21 protein-coding genes are annotated in these 20,147 nt (G+C 72.3%); 15 read left to right on the forward strand and 6 right to left on the reverse strand.

Features of this window, described 5'->3' with window-relative positions; genetic code table 11:
• Positions 1 to 15: 15 nt before the first annotated feature.
• The gene (locus tag ACQPWW_RS17055) at positions 16 to 1,383 is read right to left on the reverse strand and encodes a glycosyl hydrolase family 18 protein (protein WP_433133872.1); all 1,368 of its coding nucleotides are present in this window, start codon (positions 1,381 to 1,383) and stop codon (positions 16 to 18) included.
• A gap of 201 nt (positions 1,384 to 1,584) precedes the next feature.
• Between ACQPWW_RS17055 and ACQPWW_RS17060 the strand changes: the two genes are divergently transcribed.
• The 3 genes from ACQPWW_RS17060 (at position 1,585) to ACQPWW_RS17070 (ending at position 4,444) form a co-directional block, all read left to right on the forward strand.
• Positions 1,585 to 2,694 carry a M24 family metallopeptidase gene (locus tag ACQPWW_RS17060; protein WP_433133874.1) on the forward strand — a complete coding sequence of 370 codons (1,110 nt, stop codon included), beginning with the start codon at positions 1,585 to 1,587 and terminating at the stop codon, positions 2,692 to 2,694.
• Positions 2,691 to 3,833, forward strand: coding sequence for an acyl-CoA dehydrogenase family protein (locus tag ACQPWW_RS17065; protein WP_433133876.1), 1,143 nt, complete (start codon positions 2,691 to 2,693; stop codon positions 3,831 to 3,833). The genes ACQPWW_RS17060 and ACQPWW_RS17065 overlap by 4 nt, the downstream gene beginning before the upstream one ends.
• Before the next feature lie 104 nt (positions 3,834 to 3,937).
• Entirely contained in the window at positions 3,938 to 4,444 is a 507-nt protein-coding gene (locus ACQPWW_RS17070; protein ID WP_357101411.1) for an Lrp/AsnC family transcriptional regulator, read from the forward strand.
• Here the strand turns inward: ACQPWW_RS17070 and ACQPWW_RS17075 are convergent.
• Positions 4,374 to 4,985: a histidine phosphatase family protein gene (locus ACQPWW_RS17075; RefSeq protein ID WP_433133878.1), complete on the reverse strand. Its 612-nt coding sequence runs from the start codon at positions 4,983 to 4,985 to the stop codon at positions 4,374 to 4,376. The genes ACQPWW_RS17070 and ACQPWW_RS17075 overlap by 71 nt on opposite strands.
• Before the next feature lie 156 nt (positions 4,986 to 5,141).
• Here ACQPWW_RS17075 and ACQPWW_RS17080 point away from each other — a divergent pair, with 156 nt between their 5' ends.
• On the forward strand, positions 5,142 to 5,336 hold the full coding sequence (locus ACQPWW_RS17080; protein WP_203125302.1) for a CsbD family protein: 195 nt from the start codon (positions 5,142 to 5,144) through the stop codon (positions 5,334 to 5,336).
• A gap of 74 nt (positions 5,337 to 5,410) precedes the next feature.
• Positions 5,411 to 5,752, forward strand: a complete 342-nt coding sequence (locus tag ACQPWW_RS17085; RefSeq protein ID WP_433133880.1) for a YnfA family protein — start codon at positions 5,411 to 5,413, stop codon at positions 5,750 to 5,752.
• Positions 5,753 to 5,761: 9 nt separating this feature from the next.
• On the opposite strand, the gene ACQPWW_RS17090 is transcribed toward ACQPWW_RS17085, so the two are convergent.
• Together ACQPWW_RS17090 and ACQPWW_RS17095 are read right to left on the reverse strand one after the other, a co-directional pair.
• Positions 5,762 to 6,052 carry a YciI family protein gene (locus tag ACQPWW_RS17090; protein ID WP_433133882.1) on the reverse strand — a complete coding sequence of 97 codons (291 nt, stop codon included), beginning with the start codon at positions 6,050 to 6,052 and terminating at the stop codon, positions 5,762 to 5,764.
• Between the two features lie 4 nt (positions 6,053 to 6,056).
• The gene (locus ACQPWW_RS17095) at positions 6,057 to 6,575 is read right to left on the reverse strand and encodes a DinB family protein (RefSeq protein ID WP_433133884.1); all 519 of its coding nucleotides are present in this window, start codon (positions 6,573 to 6,575) and stop codon (positions 6,057 to 6,059) included.
• Positions 6,576 to 6,932: 357 nt separating this feature from the next.
• Here ACQPWW_RS17095 and ACQPWW_RS17100 point away from each other — a divergent pair, with 357 nt between their 5' ends.
• On the forward strand, positions 6,933 to 7,595 hold the full coding sequence (locus ACQPWW_RS17100) for a polysaccharide deacetylase family protein (RefSeq protein WP_433133887.1): 663 nt from the start codon (positions 6,933 to 6,935) through the stop codon (positions 7,593 to 7,595).
• 18 nt (positions 7,596 to 7,613) lie between these two features.
• On the opposite strand, the gene ACQPWW_RS17105 is transcribed toward ACQPWW_RS17100, so the two are convergent.
• Together ACQPWW_RS17105 and ACQPWW_RS17110 are read right to left on the reverse strand one after the other, a co-directional pair.
• Positions 7,614 to 7,949 carry a low temperature requirement protein A gene (locus tag ACQPWW_RS17105; protein WP_433133890.1) on the reverse strand — a complete coding sequence of 112 codons (336 nt, stop codon included), beginning with the start codon at positions 7,947 to 7,949 and terminating at the stop codon, positions 7,614 to 7,616.
• A 232-nt stretch (positions 7,950 to 8,181) separates the two neighbouring features.
• On the reverse strand, positions 8,182 to 9,573 hold the full coding sequence (locus tag ACQPWW_RS17110; RefSeq protein WP_433133892.1) for a KamA family radical SAM protein: 1,392 nt from the start codon (positions 9,571 to 9,573) through the stop codon (positions 8,182 to 8,184).
• Between the two features lie 152 nt (positions 9,574 to 9,725).
• On the opposite strand from ACQPWW_RS17110, the gene ACQPWW_RS17115 reads away from it, so the two are divergent.
• The 9 genes from ACQPWW_RS17115 (at position 9,726) to ACQPWW_RS17155 (ending at position 20,090) form a co-directional block, all read left to right on the forward strand.
• Positions 9,726 to 10,775, forward strand: a complete 1,050-nt coding sequence (locus ACQPWW_RS17115; protein ID WP_433134393.1) for a zinc-binding alcohol dehydrogenase — start codon at positions 9,726 to 9,728, stop codon at positions 10,773 to 10,775.
• 4 nt (positions 10,776 to 10,779) lie between these two features.
• Positions 10,780 to 12,345: an amidohydrolase gene (locus ACQPWW_RS17120; RefSeq protein ID WP_433133894.1), complete on the forward strand. Its 1,566-nt coding sequence runs from the start codon at positions 10,780 to 10,782 to the stop codon at positions 12,343 to 12,345.
• A 39-nt stretch (positions 12,346 to 12,384) separates the two neighbouring features.
• Positions 12,385 to 13,941 carry a lysine 5,6-aminomutase subunit alpha gene (locus tag ACQPWW_RS17125; protein ID WP_433133897.1) on the forward strand — a complete coding sequence of 519 codons (1,557 nt, stop codon included), beginning with the start codon at positions 12,385 to 12,387 and terminating at the stop codon, positions 13,939 to 13,941.
• Entirely contained in the window at positions 13,938 to 14,723 is a 786-nt protein-coding gene (locus ACQPWW_RS17130; RefSeq protein ID WP_433133900.1) for an OAM dimerization domain-containing protein, read from the forward strand. Before ACQPWW_RS17125 ends, ACQPWW_RS17130 begins: the two co-directional genes overlap by 4 nt.
• On the forward strand, positions 14,720 to 15,112 hold the full coding sequence (locus ACQPWW_RS17135; protein ID WP_357814941.1) for a hotdog domain-containing protein: 393 nt from the start codon (positions 14,720 to 14,722) through the stop codon (positions 15,110 to 15,112). The genes ACQPWW_RS17130 and ACQPWW_RS17135 overlap by 4 nt, the downstream gene beginning before the upstream one ends.
• The gene (locus tag ACQPWW_RS17140) at positions 15,109 to 16,446 is read left to right on the forward strand and encodes a glutamate mutase L (protein ID WP_433133903.1); all 1,338 of its coding nucleotides are present in this window, start codon (positions 15,109 to 15,111) and stop codon (positions 16,444 to 16,446) included. The genes ACQPWW_RS17135 and ACQPWW_RS17140 overlap by 4 nt, the downstream gene beginning before the upstream one ends.
• Before the next feature lie 504 nt (positions 16,447 to 16,950).
• Positions 16,951 to 18,660, forward strand: a complete 1,710-nt coding sequence (lnt, locus tag ACQPWW_RS17145; RefSeq protein WP_433133906.1) for an apolipoprotein N-acyltransferase — start codon at positions 16,951 to 16,953, stop codon at positions 18,658 to 18,660.
• Between the two features lie 34 nt (positions 18,661 to 18,694).
• Positions 18,695 to 19,504 carry a polyprenol monophosphomannose synthase gene (locus tag ACQPWW_RS17150; RefSeq protein ID WP_433133908.1) on the forward strand — a complete coding sequence of 270 codons (810 nt, stop codon included), beginning with the start codon at positions 18,695 to 18,697 and terminating at the stop codon, positions 19,502 to 19,504.
• 67 nt (positions 19,505 to 19,571) lie between these two features.
• Positions 19,572 to 20,090 (forward strand): FxsA family protein, encoded by a 519-nt coding sequence (locus tag ACQPWW_RS17155; RefSeq protein WP_433133910.1) that lies wholly within the window; start codon positions 19,572 to 19,574, stop codon positions 20,088 to 20,090.
• Positions 20,091 to 20,147 lie beyond the last annotated feature (57 nt).

A 20,147-nucleotide genomic window follows, 5' to 3' on the forward strand; every position in this document is an offset into this window, starting at 1 on the left:
GCGCGGGCCGTTCGGTCAGGCGGGGAGCGTCCAGCGCTGGTTGGCGCCGGCGAAGCAGTCCCAGATCTGCAGGCGGGTGCCGTCGGCGGAGCTGTTGTCCGTGGCGTCCAGGCACTTGTTCGACTGCGGGTTGCGCAACGTGCCGTTGGACTGCGCCTGCCACACCTGCGCGCCGCTGCCGTTGCACTCCCAGAGCTGGACCTTCGCGCCGTTGGCGGTGGACCCGCTGGCGATGTCGGCGCACTTGCCGAGGGCGCGCAGCGTGCCGTCACTGGCGACCGTCCAGGTCTGCGCGGCGGTGCCGTTGCAGCCGTAGAGCTGGATTGCCGCGCCGTTGGCGGTGCTGGCCGCCGCCACGTCGACGCACTTGCCGCCGATGCCGGTGATCCGGCCGGTCCGGCCGGTCGGCGGCGGGGTGGTGCCGCCCATGATGGTGTCGTACATGGCGCTGAGCAGCGAGGTCGAGCCGCTGGTGTCCTGGCTCAGCTCCCAGTTCATCACGCCGCCGGCGTTGGCCAACGCCCACTGCGTCTTGCGCTTGACCGTCGGGATGCCGTTCCAGCACTGCTGCGACCCGCCGACGTTGGCGCAGTCCCGGTTGGCGTTCGCCGGGTCCAGACCGACGAGGTACGAGTAGTTGTAGTAGACCGGGCGGCTGTAGAACGGGATGCCGAGCACCGCCTTGCTGGCCGGCAGGCCGCGCGCCTTCCACAGGTTGACGCTGTTGATCGACCAGTCGTAGTTGGCGTGTGGGCTGCCGCCGTCGTACGCCATGATGTTGAGCCAGTCGACCTGGTTGAACACTGCCGTCTGGACGCCGTCGACGGAGTAGCCCTCGGAGACCACGGCGGCGGTGAGCAGCTTGCCGCGGCTGTGCAGGGCGCTGCCGAGCTGCGTCATGAGCGCCGTGTAGTTGTTGGCCGAGGCGCCCGGGTCGGGGTACTCCCAGTCCATGTCGACGCCGTCGAGGTTGTACTGGTTGACGAAGTTGACAAGGTTGTTGACGAAGTTCGTCCGGCTGCCGGAGTTCGCCGCCAGGGCTTCGAAGGCCGAGTCGTTGCCGTCGTTCCAGCCGCCGACCGCGATCGAGACCTTGACGTTGTTGGCGTGTCCCTGCGAGACCAGCGAGGAGAGTCGCGCTCCGTCGACCCCCTGCAGGCTGCCGTCGCCGTTGGGCAGGATGAAGGCGTAGTTGATGTGGGTGAGCTTGTTGTACTGGATGGTGTTGATGTTGCCGGCCCAGGAGGGCATGTAGCCGACGCTCTTGAAGTTGTTCGGGAGCACCACGGCCTGCGCGGCGGTGGACGTGACGGTGAGGGTGGCGCCGGCGGTGGCCAGCGCGAGGAGGCCGGCGGCGAGGGCGCGGCGCAGTGGTGAGGACATCGGGGGCCTTCCCGTGGGCGGGGGACGACACCCGTCCGCGCGGGTTGTCGCGGGCGGGTGGTGGGGGACGCAGGAACGGGTGGGCCTCGAGGCAGCCAAATCTTAAAGAGTGTTAACTGTCCCCGTCAATCAACATCTGTGGATTTCCCCGGTACCGGCACCAATATGGGGGTTTACCCAAACGACCGTTAAGCTGGTGGTGTGGGACTCGACGAGCTGTACCCGCCGGATCGGCTGATCGCCGCGCAGCGCGCCACCGCCGCTGCCGGACTGGACGCCCTGCTGCTCACCCCCGGCTCCGACCTGCGGTACCTGACCGGGTACGACGCCCACGCGGGGGAGCGGCTGACCTGCCTCGTGCTGCCCGCCGAGGGGGAGCCGACCCTCATCGTGCCCAGGCTGGAACGCCCGGCGGCCGAGGCGGCGCCCGACACCGGCGTCCGCATCGTCGACCACGTCGACGGCACCGACCCGTACCCCCTTGTCGTCGCCGCCCTCGACGGCCCGGTCACGGCGGTCGGGCTGGCCGACCGGATGTGGGCCGAGCAGGTCCTCGCGTTGCGCGCCGCCCTTCCCGGCGTCACGCAACGTCTTGCCGGGGAGGTGCTGGGCGAGCTGCGCGTGCGCAAGTCCCCGGCGGAGGTGGCGGCGCTCGCCGAGGCCGGCGCGGCGATCGACGAGGTGCACCTGCGGATGGGGCAGTGGCTGCGCCCCGGGCGCACCGAGGCCGAGGTCGCCACCGACATCGCCGCGGCGATCCGGGCCGCCGGACACGTCCGGGTCGACTTCGTCATCGTGGCGGCCGGGCCGAACGGCGCCAGCCCGCACCACGGCACCTCGGACCGGCCGATCGGCGTCGGCGAGCCCGTGGTGGTCGACATCGGCGGCACGATGGCCTCGGGTTACCGCTCGGACTGCACCCGCACCTACGTGGTGGGCGGGCCGGCGCCGGCGGACTTCCTGGACTACTACGCGGTGCTGCACGACGCCCAGCGCGCCGCGGTCGCCGCGGTGCGCCCCGGGGTCACCGGGGCGGCGGCCGACGCCGCGGCGCGGGAGCCGATCGCCGCCGCCGGCTACGGTTCCGCGTTCCTGCACCGCACCGGGCACGGCATCGGTCTCGACGGTCACGAGGAGCCCTACCTGGTGGCCGGCAACGATCGCCCGCTCGAGGCCGGGATGGCGTTCTCCATCGAGCCGGGCGTCTACCTGGCGGGCCGGCACGGCGCCCGCATCGAGGACATCGTCGTCTGCACCACAGACGGCGTGCAACGGCTCAACACCACCCCCACGGAGCTCATCGCGCTATGACTGTCGACCGGATCCTCCCCACCGACGAGGCCCACGACCTGCTGGGTCTCGCCACCGAGCTCGCCGATCGTGAGCTCGCGCCGCAAGCCGCCGCCTTCGAGGAGCGCGCCGAATTCCCCCGCGGCGTGCTCCGGACCCTCGGCCGGGCCGGCCTGCTCGGCCTGCCCTACCCCGAGGAGTACGGCGGCGCGGCCCAGCCCTACGAGGTGTACCTGCAGGTGCTGGAGATCCTGGCCAGCCGCTGGCTGGCGGTCGCCGAGGCCGTCAGCGTGCACACCCTGTCCTGCTACCCGGTGTTCGCGTTCGGTACCGACGAGCAGCGCAAGCTGCTGCCGGACATGATCGGCGGCGAGCTGCTTGGCGCGTACTGCCTCTCCGAGCCGCAGGGTGGCTCGGACGCGGCCGCGTTGAGCACCCGGGCGGTTCGGGACGGGGACGCGTACCTGGTGTCCGGCACCAAGGCGTGGATCACCCACGCGGGGACCGCCGACTTCTACAACATCTTCTGCCGTACCGGGGGGCCTGGGCCGAAGGGGATCTCCTGCCTGCTCGCCGACGCGGGCACTGTCGGCATCAACCCGCAGGTGGCCGAGCGGACGATGGGGTTGCGCTCCTCCCCGGTGGCGCAGATCGCCTTCGACGAGGCGCGGGTGCCGGTGGACCGGCTGATCGGTGCCGAGGGCGTCGGCTTCACCATCGCCATGTCCGCACTGGACTCCGGTCGCCTGGGCATCGCGGCCTGCGCGGTCGGGCTGGCCCAGGCTGCCCTGGACTACGCGGTGTCCTACGCCCGGGAGCGGCAGCAGTTCGGCCGGTCCATCATCGACTTCCAGGGGCTCGGTTTCCTCCTCGCGGACGCGGCCACCCAGATCTCCGCCGCGCGCGCGTTGACCCTCGCCGCGGCCCGGCTGCGCGACGCCGGCCGCCCGTACTCGGTCGAGGCGGCCAAGGCGAAGCTCTTCGCCACCGACATGGCGATGCGGGTGACCACCGATGCGGTGCAGGTGCTCGGCGGCGCCGGCTACGTGGCCGATCACCCGGTGGAGCGGTACATGCGCGAGGCCAAGGTGTTGCAGATCGTGGAGGGCACCAACCAGATCCAGCGGATGGTGATCTCGCGGGCGCTGGCGAAGGGCTGAGCGGGCCGGTGAGCAGCGCCGGGGTGGCCGCGGTGGATCCACCGCGGCCACCCCGGCGGGGTACCTCGTCGCCGTCGGGCGGTTTTCCCGGTAGGTTGCACGCCGTGGAGGAGATCGACCGCGCCATCGTCGCCGCGCTGACCGCCGACGGCCGACTGTCGTACACGGACCTGGCCGAGAAGGTGGGGTTGTCGGTGTCCGCCGTGCACCAGCGGGTGCGCCGGCTGGAGCAGCGCGGGGTGATCAAGGGGTACGCCGCGCGGGTGTCGTTCGAGGCGCTGGACCTGCCGCTCACCGCGTTCGTGGCGATCCGCCCGTTCGACCCGTCGCAGCCGGACGACGCGCCCGAGCGGCTGGCCCACCTGCCCGAGATCGACTCCTGCTACTCGGTGGCGGGGGAGGACTTCTACATGTTGTTGGTGCGGGTGGCCAGCCCCACCGACCTGGAGCGGGTGCTGCAGGAGATCCGCACCTCGGCGAACGTGACGACCCGGACGACCGTGGTGCTGTCCACCCCGTACGAGAACCGGCCTCCGAAGATCAGTGCCGCGGCACCGAGTCGGTCGCGGTCCCGGGCGCCGGAGGAGCCGGCTGGTTCCACCGCAGGATGACCTGGCGGCCGTGCTCGTGACCGAGCGCGCTGACGGTGGCGGTCTCCAGGCGCAGTCGTCCGCCGGCGGACGGGGGCAGGCCGATCCAGCGTGCGCCGAGCACGCGCAGGCTGTGCGCGTGACCGACAAGCGCGACGGTGCCCCGGTCGAGCAGTGGGGTGACCCGCGCCAGCACCCGGTCGAGCCGTTCGCCGACCTGTGCGGGTGACTCCCCGCCGGGGCAGCCGTCGGTCCAGATGTTCCAGTGCGGCTGGTCGGCGTGGATGTCGACGGTCGTGCGGCCCTCGTACTCGCCGTAGTTCCACTCGCTGAGGTCCTCGTCGACCCCGTCGACGGTGAGACCGGCCAGCTGCGCGGTGCGCAGCGCCCGGGAGCGGGGGCTGGACAGCACTGTCGCGAACCGCCGGCCGGCGAGGAACGCGGCGAGGGTGCGGGCCTGTCGCTCGCCGTCGGGGGTCAGCTCCAGGTCGGTGTACGAGGTGTGCCGGAGGCTGGCGCTCCAGGTGGTCTCGCCGTGCCGGATCAGTAGGAGCTCTCCCATACGGCCAGTTAACCATCGTGACCGCTCCCGTCAGGCGACCCTCCCTCAACCTATCTTCCTAGGATGCCTTACGGGGTGTGCCGACCGGCACCACCGGTTTCGGCACCCGGAGACCGGGCAAGCGAGCCGGGACAACCGCCAGACCGAGGAGGCGCGATGAGCTTCACCGAGAAGGCAAAGAACAAGGTTGAGCAGATGGCCGGTGCCGCGCGGGAGCGCGTCGGCGATATGACCGACAACGAGTCGATGCGTGGCGGGGGCGCGAGCCAGCAGGGCGACGCGCGCGCCAAGCAGGCCGGGCAGAGCATGAAGGATGCCGGCAGCAAGATTAAGGACGCTTTCAACAAGTGACCTGAGCGGTCGTCGGGTCCCCGGGCAGGTGCTGCCCGGGGACCCGACGCGTGTGGGCCGCTAGGGTCGGCGGCGTGACCGTGCTCCGTTCCCTGGTGTTGTTCGTGCTGGCCGCCCTGGCCGAGATCGGCGGGGCGTGGCTGGTCTGGCAGGGTTGGCGGGAGCAGCGCGGGCTGCTGTGGATCGCTGCCGGCGTGGTGGCGCTGGGCTGTTACGGCTTCGTCGCCACGTTCCAGCCGGACCCGAACTTCGGCCGGATCCTGGCCGCGTACGGCGGGGTGTTCGTGGCCGGTTCGTTGGGCTGGGCGATGGTGGTCGACGGCTTCCGCCCGGACCGTTGGGACCTGGCCGGTGCGGCGCTCTGCCTACTCGGCGTCGCGGTCATCATGTACGCGCCGCGCGGAGGCGCGGCGTGACCTGTGTCGTCAGGTGGACCGTCCGTCGAGGCGGATGGTCCACGGCTCGACGCTGTCGACCCGCAGATGAGTCTCGCTCCACGGATCGCGGGCGAGGATGGCGCGGACGTGGTCGGCGGATTCGGCGTCGACGACGAGCACCACCCGGTGCTCGTCCGCCAGCGGCCCGCCGAGGACGATGAAGCCGCTGGTCACCAGCTCGTCCATGAACGCGGCGTGCGCGGGCCACTCGGACTGCTCTTGGATGGTTCGTGCCGGGTCCCACCGGGGACCGGACCGACGCAGCAGGACGAGGAACACGGGGTCAGACGCCCTTCGCTCCGTCGATGGCCTGCCGCAACAGGTCGGCGTGCCCGTTGTGCCGGGCGTACTCGGCGATCATCTGCAGGTACACGTAGCGCAGCGACGCCACGTCCCCGTCGGGGAAGGTGAAGGTGTCGTCGATCGAGGCCGTGGCCACGGCCGTGCGGGCGAGTTCGGTCTCCTCGATCAGCAGGGCGTGGTCGGACTGCGCGGTCGTCGGGTCACCGCCGTCGAAGTCGGCGTCGCGCCACTGTGGGGTGGAGTAGAGCGTCTCCAACGGTTCGCCGCGAAAGAGGGTCCGGAACCAGGTGCGTTCCACTTTGGCCATGTGCCGGAGCAGGCCGAGGAGGGAGAGGTTCGAGAAGGCCAGTGGCGCTCGCGCCAGTTGGTCGCCGTCGAGGCCGGCGCACTTGTGCAGCAGTGTGGCGCGCTGCCAGTCGAGCAGGGTGCGCAGGTGGTCCGCCTCCGGCGCGCTGAGGACGTCGCTGGGACGGTTCACATCAGGGGCGGTCCATGTCATCGGGTCATGATGCCATCCGTCGGGGTGCCGTCGACACCAGCGCGGTGGGTACCGCCACGGGGACAGTGAGCGTCTCTCGCGTCTGGGATGATCGCTGGCGTGTTTCGACCTCGGCCGGGTTCGCTGCTCGGTGTGCTCATGGCGACGGCGGTCGTCGCCATCGCCGTGTCGGCGGTAGGACTCTCCACGGCGCCAGTGCGCCGCGGCGCGTCCGCCGGCGTGCCAGTTCGGCCCGCGACGTCGGCTGGGCCGTCGGGTGGCGCGTCTGCCGAATTGAGCATGCCGCCGGGCGGCGCCACTCCGGGCGGTTCGCCAATCACGCTGCCCGGGGCGACGTCGCGGGGGAGCCGGCCGCCGGTGGTGCAGCACGGGCCGCGTACGGGGAGCCGGGTGGCGCTGACCTTCGACGCCGACATGACCGACGCGATGCTGGGCAACCTGCGCGCGGGCCGGGTCAGGTCGTACGCCAACGTGCGCATCGTGGATCTGCTGGAGCGCGAGCAGGTGCCGGCCACGTTCTTCCTGACCGGCAAGTGGGTCGAGCGGTATCCGGATGTCACGCGACGGATCGCCGCCAATCCGCGGTTCGAGGTGGCCAACCACACGTACGGGCACGCGGCGTACACGAGCGGCTGCTACGACCTGCCGTCGGCGCCGGTGGGCGGTCTGGCCGCCGATGTGGCAAGGACGTTCGGGGTGATCGAGCCGTACGGCGGGCGGCAGACCCGGTACTTCCGCTTTCCCGGGCTGTGTCACGACGATGCGGCGCTGGCCGCGCTCGCGCCGCTGGGTGTGACGGTGGTGGACGGGGACGTGGTCAGCGGTGACCCGTTCGCGACCGCGTGGCAGCCGATCGTGCGGGCGGTGCTGGATCATGTGCGCCCGGGCTCGGTGGTGATCATGCATGTGACCGAGGCGAACGCGGCGATGACCGACGAGGCGTTGCCGCACATCCTGGCGGGATTGCGGGCGCGTGGTCTGGTTCCGGCGCCGCTGTCCGAGGTGCTGGCCCCGGACTGACCGGAGGGCCTGCCGCCCCTACCGGGATGAGCGCAGCGCCCGCCGGTCGGGGGTGAGCAGCATCAGCACCGCGGTGACGGTGACGAGTTGGACGTCGGCGGGGAGGGGGACGGCGGCGGTGGCGAGGATGAGCAGGACGGCGATGGGCCGGCTGCGTGGGATGGGCAGGTGCAGGGCGCGGCGGGCGGCGGAGACGCCGGCCAGGTAGAGCGCGACGCCGCCGCTGAGGGCGAGGGCGCCGCCCGGGGTGGCCGGCTCGCCGGGATGTGCGACGGCCGCGTGCAGTCCGGCGACGGTGGGGATGACGCCGAGCAGCAGCAGGAAGTGCGGCAGAACGTAGGTGCGGGTTGCCATGCGGCTGCGTGCCGCGGGTGCCGCGTCGGTGAGGGCGGCCCAGGTGAGGTCGGTCTCCAGGGTGTGGGTGAGCCTGGGTGATGGTGAGGGACGAAGACGACGTCGAAGAAGACCTCGACGGGGGTGGCCCGGTCGGCGGGGCGCGGGTGTCCCCTGGGGGTGGACGGTAGTCGTCCCAAATGCACGGCACCCCCGGGTTGGTGATTCTCCCGGGGGTGCCGTGGGTGGTGGGTCAGTCGTCGCGGTGGTCGGTCCACCACTGCTGGCCGCCCTCGGGGAGGGTGTCGATCGGGTCGTAGTAGGCGTAGCGCTTGTTGAGCGCCTCCAGGTCGGCGGACTCGATGGAGGTGCGGTAGTTCTTGGTCCAGTAGGAGATGCCGCGTTCGCGGTCGTAGTCGGTGAGCATGTGCACCCAGCGCTTGCCGACGAAGGGCACGTCGCAGACGATCCGCGGGGTGGCGTAGCCGGGCAGGTAGCCCATGATGTCGTGCTGGAGTTGCTGGGCGTGCCAGACCGGGACGCGCCAGTGTTCGGCGTTGGGGATCATGTCGCACATGTAGAAGTAGTACGGCAGGATCCCGGCCTCGCCCTGGAGCGCGAAGCAGAGGTCGAGCAGTTCCGGGGTGGTGGCGTTGACGCCACGCATGAGGACGCCCTGGTTGCGGACGTCGCGGACGCCGACGTCGAGGGCGGTCTGGGCGGCCTTGGCGACCAGTGGGGTGAGCGACTGGGCGTGGTTGACGTGGGTGTGGATGGCGAGGTTGACGCCGCGGCGGGCGGCGGTGCGGGCGACGCGCTCCAGGCCCTCGACGACGTCGGGCTGCAGCCAGTGTTGCGGCAGGCCCATGAGGGCCTTGGTGGCGAGCCGGATGTCGCGGACGGTTTCCAGTTCCAGCAGGCGCATGAGGTACGACTCGAGGTTGCGCCACGGGACGTTTGCCACGTCGCCGCCGGAGACGACCACGTCGCGGACGCCGGGGTGGGCCTTGAGGTAGGCGATGTGGGCGTCGTAGCGGTCGACGGGCTTGAGGGTGAGCTTGAGTTTGTCGACGGTGGGGGTGGAGTTGCCGACGAGGTCCATGCGGGTGCAGTGCCCGCAGTACTGGGGGCAGGTGGAGAGCAGTTCGGCGAGGACCTTTGTGGGGTAGCGGTGGGTGAGGCCTTCGGCGACCCACATGTCGTGCTCGTGGAGGCTGTCGCGGCTGGCGTAGGGGTGTGACGGCCAGTCGGTGCGTCGGTCGGAGGCGACCGGGATCATGTAGCGGCGGATGGGGTCGGCGAGCAGGGCCTCGGTGGTGGGGGTCGCGAACGGCACCATCGTGTTGATCATTTGGGGTGGCACCAGCATGGACATGGTGGCCAGGGCCTTCTGGTCGGCCTCGAGGTCGGCGTAGAAGGTCTCGTCGATCAGGTCGCCGAGGACGGCGCGGAGCTGCTTGGTGTTCTTGACGCAGTTGACGCGTTGCCACTGGGCGGATTCCCACTGGTCGCGGGTGACGTGGCGCCAGCCGGGGAAGCGGGTCCAGTCGGGTTCGACAAGGGGGCGGCGGTGGTATTCGTAGGGCTGCCCGGCGGTCGGTGTGGCGACCGGGGCGTGACGGGGTTGCGGGATGGTCTGGGTCACGGCCCCTCCTCGGTGGTGCAGCTGATCATCGAAGTCCGAAGGCTACTGGAAAATATCCGGCGAAGAAATTAGTCTGCCGTAAGTTTTCCCGTTACGCGAGCCTTGACCGGGGCTTCGAACGGCGGCAGGGGGAGGTTGGCGTGACGTCACCGGTGGGACTGCACCGCGTCGTACAGCCGGCGGGGGTGCTGCCGCAGGCGGCCTGGCGGCTGGACACGTCGGCGGCGATCGCCCCGAACGAGGTGCGGATCCGGGTGCAGCGGCTCAACCTGGACGCGGCGAGCTTCCGGCAGTTGTCGGAGAAGCACGGCGGGAACGGTGACGCGGTCCGCGCCGAGGTGCTGGAGATCATCGCCACGCGGGGGAAGATGCAGAACCCGGTGACCGGGTCCGGTGGGATGCTGATCGGCACGGTCGAGGAGGCCGGTCGGCGCTCCCCGCTCGGGCTCAAGGCCGGCGAGCGGGTCGCCACGCTTGTGTCGTTGACGCTGACCCCGCTGGTGATCACCGACGGGCTGGCCCGCTGGGACGGGCGTAGCGAGCAGGTGCCGTGCGACGGGTGGGCGATCCTGTTCGCGCGGTCCATCGCCGCGGTGCTGCCCGACGACGAGGACCCACAGTTGTCCCTGGCGGTGCTGGACGTGTGCGGGGCGCCCGCGCTGACCGCCCGGGTGGTGTCGCGCTACGTCGAGGATCGTCGGCGTGCCGGTGACCCGACGCCGGTGCGGGTCGCGGTGATCGGCGGGGCGGGCAAGAGCGGGTCGCTGTCGCTCGCCGCGGCACGACGGGCGGGCGCCGCGCGTACCGTCGGGGTGGTGCCGGTGGCGGCGGAGCGCGACGCGCTGACGGCCGCCGGGCTGGCGTCGGCTGTGGCGTTGGCCGACGCGCGGGACCCGGTGGGGTTGTCCACGGCGGTGACCACGGCCCTGGGGGTCCCGGCGGACGTCACTGTGGTCTGCGTGGACGTGCCGGGGTGTGAGCACGGGGCGGTGTTGGCCACCGCGGACGGCGGCACGGTGATCTTTTTCTCGATGGCGACGAGCTTCTCCGCGGCGGCGTTGGGCGCCGAGGGGTTGGCGGCGGACGTGACGATGCTGGTGGGCAACGGGTACGTGCCGGGGCACGCGGAGTTGGCGCTGGGCCTGCTGCGGGCCGAGCCGGGGGTGCGTCAGCTGTTCGCGGCGCGGATCGCGGCAGACTGAGGTCATGACGAACCCCTCGACGTTGTACCGCGGCGGCGTGTTGCACTGCCCCGCCGACCCGAGCGCCACCGCGCTGCTGGTGTCCGGTGGGCGGATCACCTGGTTGGGGACCGACGGTGACGCGCCGCCGGCCGACCGGGTGGTGGATCTGGACGGTGCGCTGGTGACGCCGGCGTTCGTGGACGCGCACGTACACGCCACCGACACCGGGTTGGCCCTGTCCGGGCTGGATGTGGCCGGGGTGCGAACGGCCGCGCAGTTGCTGGACGCGGTGGCCGGGTTCGCGGCGGGTCTGCCGGCGGACGCCGTGGTGTTGGGACACGGCTGGGACGAGTCGAGCTGGTCGGATCCGACGGTGCCGGACGCGGCGGCGGTGGGCCGGGCGGCCGGTGGGCGGCGGGTGTACCTGTCGCAGGCGTCGCTGCACTCGGCGGTGGTGTCGTCGGCGTTGCTGGCGGCGTGCCCGGAGGTGGTCGGGGCGGTCGGGTACGACGCGTCGGGGTGGTTGCGGCGCGACGCGCATCACGTGGTGCGGGCGGCGGCGCAGGGGTCGGTGAGTCGGGCGCAGCGGGTCGCCGCGCAGCGGGTGGCCCTGTCGCACGCGGCGTCGTTGGGGATCGCGGCGGTGCACGAGTGTGGTGGCCCGGAGATCTCCGACGAGGAGGACTTCACCGGCCTGCTGGGCATCTCGGGTGCGGGGTTGCCGGAGGTGTACGGGTACTGGGGTGAGTTGGGTGGCGCGGCGCGGGCCCGGGAGTTGGGTGCGGTGGGCGCCGGTGGTGACCTGTTCGCCGACGGGGCGTTGGGTGCGCGGACGGCGCACGTGTCGCAGGCGTACGGCGACGGTGACGGGTGTGGGCACGGGTACCTGACGGCCGAGCAGGTGCGTGATCACCTGTTGGACTGTGCGGCGCACGGCCTGCAGGGCGGGTTTCACGCGATCGGTGACGCGGCGATCGGCACGGTGCTCGACGGTTTCGCCGGGGCGGCGCGGACGCTGGGTGTGGAGCGGCTGCGCGCCGCCCGGCACCGCATCGAGCACGCGGAGATCATGAACAAGCGGTTGATCGCCGGGTTCGTGGAGTACGGGGTGGTGGCGAGCATGCAGCCGGCGTTCGACAGGTTGTGGGGTGGTGCGGGGCGGATGTACGAGTCCCGGTTGGGGTTGGACCGGTCGTTGGAGTCGAACCCGATGGGTGCCATGCACTCGGTGGGGGTGGCGTTGGCGTTCGGGTCGGATTCGCCGGTGACGCCGCTGGACCCGTGGGGGTCGGTGCGGGCGGCGGCGGCGCACCACAACCCGGCGCAGCGGATGAGTGTGCGGGCGGCGTTCGCCGCGCACACCCGTGGTGGGTGGCGGGCGGTGCACCTGGACGTCGAGGGGGTCCTCGCGTTGGGTGCGCCGGCGACGTTCGCGGTGTGGTCGACGCCGGCGGGGGTGGATCGGGGCCTGCCGGTGCTGCTGGCCGAGGACCCGGAGGTGCGGGGTCCGGAGGACCCGACGCCGTTGCCGGTGTGCCGGCGGCTGGTGCTGCGCGGTGAGGTCATCTACGAGGAGGGGTCGTCGTGAGCGAGCGACCCATCGGGCACAGGAACGAGTGGATGGTCGATGAGCAAGCTTGATCTTGATCCGGTGTTGGTGGGGCGGGCGCGGGAGTTGGCGCGCCGTGCCGGGCAGCCGGTGGTGGACCTGGCGCGTAGCCACACCACGGTGTCGGTGGAGCGGGCGGTGCTGCGGCTGGCCGGGGTGACCGGTGCGGACCCGGACGGTATTCCGTGGGTGAACCGGCTCGTCGACGCGGTGGTCGCGGACGTGGGGTTGGGGCACGGGGTGGCGGTGCCGGTGTTCGATGCGCTGGCGCGCGAGGGCAGCGCCGACGTGACGTTGCTGGCGCAGAAGGCCGCCGCCGGGTCGGTGCGGTTCGCCGTGCCGTCCGGTCGGGCCGCCACGGCCGCCCGGTCGGCGGCGCGCAGAGCGGTCGGCGCGGGTGTCCGGCGCATCGACCGGCGGCGCGCCGAGCGGGACCGGCTCATCAGGCGTCACGGTGACCCGAAGCAGCGGCCGTGGATCTATCTGATCGTGGCGACCGGCGACATCTACGAGGACATTCCGCAGGCGCAGGCGGCGGCGCGGGCGGGCGCGGACGTGATCGCGGTGATCCGCTCCACCGGGCAGTCGTTGCTTGACTACGTGCCCGAGGGCGCGACCCGGGAGGGGTTCGCCGGCACGTACGCCACGCAGGAGAACTTCCGGCTGATGCGGGCGGCCCTGGACGAGTCGTCGAAGGAGGTGGGCCGCTACGTGCGGTTGACCAACTACGCGTCCGGGTTGTGCATGCCGGAGATGGCGACCCTGGCCGGGCTGGAACGCCTGGACATGATGTTGAACGACTCGATGTACGGGATCCTGTTCCGCGACATCAACCCGGTGCGCACGTTCGTCGACCAGCGGTTCTCCCGGCAGGTGCACGCCCGCGCCGGGATCATCATCAACACCGGTGAGGACAACTACCTGACTACCGCCGACGCTGTCGACGAGGCGCACACGGTGACGGTGTCGCAGCTGCTCAACGAGTTCTTCGCGCACGAGGCGGGGTTGGCGGACTGGCAGTTGGGGTTGGGGCACGCGTTCGAGATCAACCCGGAGGTGCCGGAGTCGTTCCGCCTGGAGTTGGCGCACGCCCTGCTGGCCCGGGAGTTGTTCCCGGACGCGCCGCTGAAGTGGATGCCGCCGACGAAGCACATGACCGGTGACGTGTTCCGGGGCAACCTGCTCGACGGGTTCTTCAACCTGGCGGGGGCGCTGACCGGTCAGGGGATCCTGCTGGTGGGGATGATGACCGAGGCGGTGGTGACGCCGTGGTTGTCGGACCGGGACATCGCGTTGCAGAACGTGCGGTACGTGCTGGGCGCGGCCGGTGGGCTGCACGAGGACTTCGTGCCGGCGCCCGGCGGGTTCATCCGCCGCCGCGCCAACCAGGTCCTCGGTGAGGCGCTGGACCTGCTGGAGCGCATCGGGGAGCAGACGTTGCTCACGGCGATCGCCGAGGGCACCTTCGGGATCATGAAGCGGCCCGCGGACCGGGGTAAGGGCCTGGCCGGGGTCGCCGCGCACGAGGCGGACTACTACAACCCGGCCACCGACATCCTGGAGGCGGCGGCATGAGCGAGCACGGCGGCCAGCATGGCAGCGTGCCCACCGGCAAGGCGATCGTGCGCCCGTACGGGGACACCACCGGCGACGGGATGGTGCAGGTGTCGTTCACGCTGCCGGTGGCGCACGACAAGCGGGCCGAGGGCGCGGCGGTGCAGCTGGCCAACAAGATGGGCATCGACCCGGCGATGGTGGTGCACGCCAAGCCGATGGGTGGCGGGTTCACGTTCTTCGTGGTCTACGGGCGGGTCAACCACCTCGTCGACCTGAACGCGGTGCAGGTGGTGGAACGCGACTTCGCGTTGCTGTCGGCGAAGGACGTCAACACGGTGATCAAGCAGCGGTTGCGGCGCAAGTTGTCAGTGGTCGGGGCGTGCATCGGCACCGACGCGCACACCGTGGGCATCGACGCGATCCTCAACGTCAAGGGCATTGCGGGGGAGAAGGGCCTGGAGTACTACCGGGAGTTGAAGGTCACCAACATGGGTGCGCAGGTCAGCGTGCCGGAGTTGGTGGAGACCGCCCGGGCGGAGAAGGCCGACGCGGTGCTGGTGTCGCAGGTGGTCACCCAACGCGACGCGCACCTGCACAACACCCGGGAGATGTCGGCGGCGTTCCGGGAGGCGATGCCGGCGGGGCGGCGGCCGCTGCTGATCGTGGGCGGCCCCCGGTTCGACGAGACGATGACCGACGAGTTGGGCGTGGACCGGATCTTCGGTCGGGGCACCACGCCCGGCGAGGTGGCCAGCTACCTCGTGCACGCCCTGATCACGCAACGGAAGGCGATGGCATGACCGACGCACGGCTCGGGTTGACGGTGACGCACCGGCGGTATGTGCCGTACTCGCACGCCCACTACGCCGGCAACCTCGTCGACGGGGCGTACGCCCTCGCGCTGTTCGGGGACGTCGCCACGGAGGTGTGCATCCGCACCGACGGCGACGAGGGCCTGTTCGCCGGGTACGCCGACGTGCGGTTCAGCGCCCCGATCCGGGCCGGTGACGTGGTGGAGGTGACCGCCCAGGTGTCGCGGGTCGGCACCCGCAGCCGCACCCTGGAGTTGTCGTGCGTGGTGGTGTGCCGGGGCCGCCCGGACCGCTCCGAGTCCGCCGCGGAGGTCCTCGACCCGCCGATCGTGGCGGTCACCGCGACCGGCACCGTGGTCGTTCCCGCCGCGTCGTGAGCCTGGCGGTCTGCGCGGACGTCGGGTCCACGTACACCAAGGTGGCGGTGGTGGACCTGAGCGCCGGTGTGCTTGTCGGATCGGCGGCCGCGCCGACCACGGTGGGCACCGATGTGCTGCACGGCCTGGACGCCGCGGTCGCGGCGGCCACCGCCGGCCTCGGTGTGCGCGACGCCCCGTGGTACGTGTGCTCGTCGGCCGGTGGCGGGCTGCGGCTGGCGGTGATCGGCTACGAGCCGCTGGTCACCGCGCAGGCGGGCCGGCGGGTCGGGTTGTCCGCCGGCGCGCACGTGGTGCACGTGGCGGCCGGTCGGCTCGGCGCGGCGGACCTGACGGCGGTGCGGGCCGCCCGGCCGGACGTGGTGCTGCTCGTGGGTGGCACCGACGGCGGTGACGCCGAGACGATCACCCACAACGCGACCCGGCTGGCGCGGGCCCGGTGGCGGGTGCCTGTGGTGTTCGCCGGCAACGCTGACGTGCGCGCGGAGCTGACCGGGCTGCTGGAGGCCGCCGGGGTGCCGGTGACGGGCGCGGAGAACGTCCTGCCCCGCATCGGGGTGCTCGCCCCGGCGTCGGCGCGGGCGGCGATCCGCGCGGTGTTCCTGCGCCACGTCATCGGTGGCAAGCGGCTGTCGAAGGGCGGCCGGTTCGCGCGGCTGGTCCGGGCGGCCACCCCCGACGCGGTGCTCACCGGTGTGGAGGTGCTCGCCGACACCCTCGGCGGGGACCTCGCCGTTGTCGACGTCGGTGGCGCCACCACCGACGTGTACTCGGTGCTCACCCCCGACGAGCGGGCCACCGGGCCCGCGCGGGAGGTCGCCGGGAACCTGTGGCGGGCCCGCACGGTGGAGGGTGACCTGGGCATGCGGTGGAGCGCCCCCGGCGTCGTGCGGGCCGCCGCCGAGGAACGGCTGCTCACCGCCGACGAGTCCGACGACCTGAGCGCCGCCGCCGCGCGCCGGGCCGCCGACCCGGCGTTTCTGGCCGCCGACGCGGTGGAGCGGGCCGTCGACGCCCGCATCGCCACCCTCGCGGCAACCGTGGCGTTACGCCGACACGCCCGGGGCGCCGCCACCGGCGAACGGGCCGGGCGGGATCTACGCGACGTGCGGCTGCTCGTGGGTTCCGGTGGGGTGCTGCGGCACGCGCCGACGGGCACGTCCGGGCAGGTGTTGGCGACGGTCCTCGCCGACCACGCCGGCGGGTGGGCGTTGCCCCGCGCCGCCGCCACTGTCGTCGACGCCGACTACGTGTTGGCCGCCGGGGGGTTGCTCGCCGAGGAGCACCGGGCGGCGGCGGGGGCGCTACTGCGCCACCATCTGCGCACGCATTGAGACTCGCCGACCCGACACGCCGTGGCGCAACACACGACAGGCCGGGGGTGGGTTGACAACCGACGGGGGTCGGCACGTACCGTCTTTGAGTCCTACCACGGGAAGCGGCTGTTGTTCGCTTCGTCCTCTCGTCCGCTGGCCGAGCGACATGTTTCAGCGTCATCGTCGCGGCGGCCAGGTCCAGCGGGCGGGGGTCGGCGGGGCGGCGCGAACCGGCCGCGGTTACCGGTGTACGGGCAGGGTGAGGTGCACGGCCAGTAGACAACGGCCCGGCGGGGGCAGCCAGTCCACGTCCGGTCGGTCCGAAGGTCGTCGTGCCCCATCCTCGCCACACCGGCCGGGAAGGGCCTGGGAGCATCGGGGCGCGGCGCAAGCCGCGCCCCGATTTCACTTACCTCTTTTTCATCATCTGATCATCGCGCCCCTCCGCTCACTTCCGGCCGCCCGATGCGGCCGCCGGGACCGCCAGCCAGGTAGCCTTCGCCCCGTGATCGAGGTGAAGCGGTGACGATTCTGGACCGGGACGACACCCACAGCCCGGCCGCGCCGAGTCAGCCGGTCGGGACCGGTCGTCGGTCGCTGCCGCTGCGGGTCGCCGTGCCCCTGGCGATCGCCGCCGGGCTGGCCCTGCTTGTGGCGTTCCCCCCGTACGGGGTGTGGCCGCTCGCGCCCGTCGGGGTGGCGTTGCTGGCCGCCGCCGCGCACCGGCGGCGGTTGCGCGCCGGCGCCGGTCTGGGCTTCCTCACCGGGGTGGCGTTGTTCGCCCCCCTGCTGGCCTGGACGAACCTGCACACCGGCTACCTGCCGTGGGTGCTGCTGTCGCTGCTGCAGGCCGGCTACCTGGCCCTGCTGGGGGCGGCGACCGCCTGGGTGTCACCGCTTGTCGACCGGGTCCGCTGGTCGTGGCCGGTGCTGACCGGGCTGCTGTGGGTCGGGCAGGAGGCCCTGCGCGACCGCACCCCGTTCGGTGGGTTCCCGTGGGGGCGGCTGGCGTTCAGCCAGGACACCTCCCCGCTGCTGCGCCTCGCCGTGCTGGGCGGCGCGCCGCTGGTGACCTTCGCCGTGGCGCTCCTCGGCGGGCTGCTGGTCACCGCCGCCTGGCACGCCGGGGTCTCCCTGCGTCCCACCCCGCTCACCGGCCCCAGCGGCACCGACGCGAGCCCTGAGCCGGCCACCACCGAGACGGCCACCACCGGCAACGCGACGGCCGTCGGGCCGGCACGGCGGTGGGCGCCCGTGGCCGTACCGGCCGCCGTGGCCCTCGCGCTGACCGTCGGGGGCCTGCTCGTGCCGGTCGCCACCGCCGGGTCCGGCGCCACCGCCACAGTGGCCATCGTGCAGGGCAACGTGCCGCGCCTCGGGCTGGACTTCAACGCCCAACGGCAGGCCGTGTTGAACAACCACGTCGACGCCACCCTGGAGTTGGCCGCGCGGGTCGCCGCCGGTCAGGAACGTCAACCCGACCTGGTGGTGTGGCCGGAGAACTCCAGCGACATCGACCCGCTGCGCAACCCGGCCGCCGGGGCGCGGATCTCCCAGGCCGCCGACACGATCCGCGCGCCGATCCTCGTCGGGGCGGTACTGCTCGGCCCCGGCCCCGGGCAGGTCCGCAACGCGGGCATCCTGTGGCGGCCCGGCACCGGCGCGGACCTCAGCCAGCTGTACACGAAGCGCCATCCGGTGCCGTTCGCCGAGTACGTGCCGCTGCGCGACATCGCCCGGAGGGTCAGCAAGCAGGTCGACCTGATCCGCAGCGACTTCGTCCCCGGAAGCACCCCGGGCGTGGTACGCGCCGGCCCGGCCGTGCTCGGTGACGTGATCTGTTTCGAGGTCGCCTACGACCAGGTGGTCCGCGACACCGTCACCGGCGGCGCGCAGCTGCTCGTCGTGCAGACCAACAACGCCACCTTCAACGTGGCGGAGGCCCGGCAGCAGTTGGCCATGGTGCGGCTGCGGGCGGTGGAGCACGGCCGACCGGCGTTGATGGCGTCCACGGTCGGCGTGTCCGGGTTCGTCGCACCCGACGGGCGGGTAAGCGATGCCACCGGGTTCAACACCCGGGAGGTCGTGGTGCGGCAGGTGCGCCTCGACGACGGGCGTACCCTCGCCACCCGCCTCGGCTGGTGGCCGGAGGTGACGCTCGCCGCGCTGGCCGCGGCGGCCCTGGTCGGCGCGGCGGTGCTGCGCCGGCGGCAACGGGTCATGCCCGGATAGCAACAGCCGGTACGCCGGCGGGAGCGGAGGAACCGTGATCCAGGCGACCGATACGATCCGACGCCCGGACGAGGTGCCGGGTGTGGGCCGGGTGCTGGTGGTGATCCCCACCTACAACGAGGCCGACAACATCGCCGCGATCGTGGGCCGGGTCCGGCGTGCCGTTCCGGCGGTGCGGATCCTCATCGCCGACGACAACAGCCCCGACGGCACCGGCGCGATCGCCGACGCCCTTGCCGACGGCGACGCGCACGTGCAGGTGCTGCACCGCCAGGGCAAGGAGGGCCTCGGCGCGGCGTACCTGGCGGGGTTCGATTGGGCCCGGGAGCGCGACTACCAGGCGGTCGTGGAGATGGACGCCGACGGCTCGCACGCGCCGGAGGACCTGCCGGCGCTGCTGGACGCCGCCCGCGACGCCGACGTGGTGATCGGGTCGCGGTGGACCAGCGGCGCGCGGGTGCTCAACTGGCCGCTGCGGCGACTGCTGCTGTCGCGCGGCGGCAACCTGTACGCCCGCTTCGCCCTGGGCATGCCCGTTTCGGACGCCACCGGCGGTTACCGGGTGTACCGGATCAGCGCGTTGGACGCCATCGACCTGGAATCGGTGACGTCACAGGGGTACTCGTTCCAGGTGGAGCTGTCCCGGCTGGCGCACCGGGCCGGGGTGCGGATCGTGGAGGTGCCGATCACCTTCGCCGAACGGGAACGCGGGGACAGCAAGATGAGCCCGCGGATCGTGGCCGAGGCGCTGTGGCGGATCACCGCCTGGGGGGTGCGGGACCGGCGGCAGGCGGTACGCCGTGGCCTGCACGGCACCTCGACCGGTCAGGCGCGGTGGCCGTGAGCGCGGCCGTGTCATGCTGGATGAGCGGGACACGCCCATGGTGTCGCGGGAATGGCGATGAGGTGAGATGCGCCGAGGACTGAGGTTCGTGCCGTTGGCCCTGTTGCTGGCGGTGGTGCTGGAGTTGGCGGTGTTCGTCGGGGTCGGGCGGGCGCTGGGGTTCGGGGTGGCGGTGCTGCTGGTGTTCGCCGCGTCCCTGCTGGGGCTGGTGCTACTGCGCCGGGAGGGCATGCGCGCCTGGCGTGGGTTCCGCTCCGCCGCGGCGGCCGGGCAGCCACCGGGTGGGCAGGTGACCGACGGGCTGGTGGGTCTGGCCGGCGCCCTGTTGCTGGCGGCGCCCGGCCTGGTCAGCGGGTTGGTCGGGTTGTTGCTGCTGGTGCCGCCGCTGCGTCGACTGGCCCGCGCCGGGGTGCGACGTGCCACCGAGCGGCGGGTGTCGTCGATGGTCGCCGGTGACCTGTTCGGCCCCCGCACGGTGCGGGTGCGCCAGGGTGCGCCGCAACCGGCCCCGCAACCGCAGCAGCCGGTGGTGGTCGACGGCGGTCGGGCCATCGAGGGCGAGATCATCGAGCCCGGTCGCCAGTAGGCCGCGTACCGCACGCAGACGCGACGGCGCCCCCGGGGATGACCCCGGGGGCGCTGT

This window comes from Micromonospora sp. CA-240977 (assembly GCF_050942285.1).
Lineage (GTDB): Bacteria > Actinomycetota > Actinomycetes > Mycobacteriales > Micromonosporaceae > Micromonospora.

What these genes read in the sequence shown, in the direction of transcription:
- ACQPWW_RS17155 (WP_433133910.1), top strand. Translation starts at nt 19,572, where the DNA reads ATGCGCCGAGGACTGAGGTTCGTGCCGTTGGCCCTGTTGCTGGCGGTG.
- ACQPWW_RS17075 (WP_433133878.1), bottom strand. Translation starts at nt 4,985, where the DNA reads ATGGGAGAGCTCCTACTGATCCGGCACGGCGAGACCACCTGGAGCGCC.
- ACQPWW_RS17080 (WP_203125302.1), top strand. Translation starts at nt 5,142, where the DNA reads ATGAGCTTCACCGAGAAGGCAAAGAACAAGGTTGAGCAGATGGCCGGT.
- ACQPWW_RS17130 (WP_433133900.1), top strand. Translation starts at nt 13,938, where the DNA reads ATGAGCGAGCACGGCGGCCAGCATGGCAGCGTGCCCACCGGCAAGGCG.
- ACQPWW_RS17055 (WP_433133872.1), bottom strand. Translation starts at nt 1,383, where the DNA reads ATGTCCTCACCACTGCGCCGCGCCCTCGCCGCCGGCCTCCTCGCGCTG.
- ACQPWW_RS17135 (WP_357814941.1), top strand. Translation starts at nt 14,720, where the DNA reads ATGACCGACGCACGGCTCGGGTTGACGGTGACGCACCGGCGGTATGTG.
- ACQPWW_RS17125 (WP_433133897.1), top strand. Translation starts at nt 12,385, where the DNA reads ATGAGCAAGCTTGATCTTGATCCGGTGTTGGTGGGGCGGGCGCGGGAG.
- ACQPWW_RS17120 (WP_433133894.1), top strand. Translation starts at nt 10,780, where the DNA reads ATGACGAACCCCTCGACGTTGTACCGCGGCGGCGTGTTGCACTGCCCC.
- ACQPWW_RS17065 (WP_433133876.1), top strand. Translation starts at nt 2,691, where the DNA reads ATGACTGTCGACCGGATCCTCCCCACCGACGAGGCCCACGACCTGCTG.
- ACQPWW_RS17095 (WP_433133884.1), bottom strand. Translation starts at nt 6,575, where the DNA reads ATGACATGGACCGCCCCTGATGTGAACCGTCCCAGCGACGTCCTCAGC.
- ACQPWW_RS17105 (WP_433133890.1), bottom strand. Translation starts at nt 7,949, where the DNA reads ATGGCAACCCGCACCTACGTTCTGCCGCACTTCCTGCTGCTGCTCGGC.